The organism is Streptomyces bobili (genome assembly GCF_002154575.1).
Lineage (GTDB): Bacteria > Actinomycetota > Actinomycetes > Streptomycetales > Streptomycetaceae > Streptomyces > Streptomyces bobili.
Genome location: NZ_MUBA01000258.1, coordinates 1 through 1761 on the forward strand (window position 1 = coordinate 1; position 1761 = coordinate 1761).

At 67.2% G+C, this 1761-nt stretch carries 2 protein-coding genes; one reads left to right on the forward strand and one right to left on the reverse strand.

Translation table 11 applies throughout. The annotated features are described in order from the left end of the window. On the forward strand, positions 1-777 hold a 777-nt coding region (locus BZL64_RS21295), incomplete at its 5' end, for a hypothetical protein (protein WP_341868820.1). 249 nt (positions 778-1026) lie between these two features. Here the strand turns inward: BZL64_RS21295 and BZL64_RS21300 are convergent. Further along, a partial coding sequence (locus tag BZL64_RS21300; RefSeq protein ID WP_143663263.1) for an FG-GAP repeat domain-containing protein occupies positions 1027-1761 on the reverse strand: 735 nt, incomplete at its 5' end.

Here is a 1761-nt window from a genome sequence, read left to right on the forward strand (position 1 = left end):
GCCGCCAGCGCCACCACCGCGGCCACGTCCTCCACGAGCAGCGCCTGCATTGCCACCAAGACCATCCCCTCCGTCTTCGGTGGCTGGAAGGTCAAGCTGGTCAACAGCGCCGACAGTGGCGCGTCCGCCAAGCTGCTTGACCAGCACGGCCACGTCGTCTCGACCGTGGACCAGAGCAGGACCGTCGACGCGGCCCGTGGTCTGCGGATCACCGGAGTGCTCAGCGCCAAGCCCGTCTTCGGTCAGCGCAGCGAGGGCGGGACCACCCCCTGGAAGTCCACCGCCTTCCCGGTGCTGTCCGCCGACTGCACGCAGAGCGGCAAGCTCGTGCGCACCCTGCGTCTCGACTCCCGTACGACCGCGCAGATATTCAAGGTCTCCGCCGGCCACTACCAGGCCCGCGTCTACCAGAGCGGCAAGCTGGTGCGGTTCATCGACGCACACGGTCGCGCCGGCGCTGCCCTGTTCGGTAGTCGCACGCTCGTGCTGAACCCCGACGGCACGACCGTCACCTGGACCGGGGCCAAGACCGCCGCCAACCCGCGTCTCGGCCGCTACAAGCTTGCCAACGGCGCCATTGTGAAGCTCGTCAAGCGCGCGGGTGTCTACGGGGCACAGCTGACCACCAGCCACGGCACGTTCTCCGTCGAATACTCCAAGGGTCGCCCGTCCGTCCAGCAGGACGACGTCACCCTGGTCGTCCTGGGCGTCGACGGCACCCTCAGCGGCTACGTCTACGGCAAGACCCAGAAGCCCCCGGTCTACCTGGGCGCCTGAGGCACTAGCGGCCCCTGACCTGCCTTCTGGGCGGTCAGGGGCTGTTTCCGTTGGCGAGCTCGTTGGTGGGACCTTCAGAAGTTCCTCAACTGGTGAGGCGGTACCTCTCGAACCTGAACCGCAGGCGCGGGACACAAGAACTTGGCGGAGGCCTTCAGGCCTCCGCCAAGCGGGCTTCGGGAACGGTGGTGGTGCTGTGGCCCGGCCTGACGGCAGGCCGTCGGGGCCAGTTCTTCGGGCCTGCCTGGGTCAGATCAGGTGCTGCTGGCTTCCCCAGCCGTGGCCGATTGTTATGCCGCTGTTGAGGCTGTTGCTCTTGCTGGTGTAGAGGTAGAGATCGCCGGTGCTGCGGTTGATGGCGGTGACGTCGGCGCGTCCGTCGTTGTTGAGGTCGGACAGGGTGAGCTTGCTCATGAGGTTGAAGCTGGAGCCGATTTCGATGCCGCTGGCGACGCCGCCGGTGGTGGTGCCGGGGTAGAGGAGCAGTGTTCCGGTGTCTTCGCGGGTGGCGACGAGGTCGGCGCGGTTGTCGCCGTTGAAGTCTCCGGCGGCGAGGTTGGTCATCTTCGACCAGCCGCTGCCGATCTGCTTGGTGTAGGTGACTCCGCTGCCGTTGCCCGTGTAGAGGTGCAAGGTGGCGTCGGACTGGTTGACGGCGACGATGTCGGCCTTGCCGTCGCCGGTGAAGTCGCCGGCGGCGAGCTGCTCGATGCCGGTCCAGCCGTGTCCGATCTCGGTGGTGGACTTGAAGCCGCCGTCGCCGTTGCCGATGTAGAGGAACAGTTCACCGGTGGTCTTGTTGGTGGCGACGAGGTCGCCGTCGCCGTCGCCGTTGAAGTCGGCGGCGGCGACCTTGTCCATCGTGGCCCAGCCGCCGCCCACCTCACCGGTGAAGGCCACTGCGGAGGATCCGTTCCCGGAGTACAGCCGCAGCGTCCCGGTGGAATCCACACCCAGCAGGTCGTCCTTGTAGTCACCCGTGTA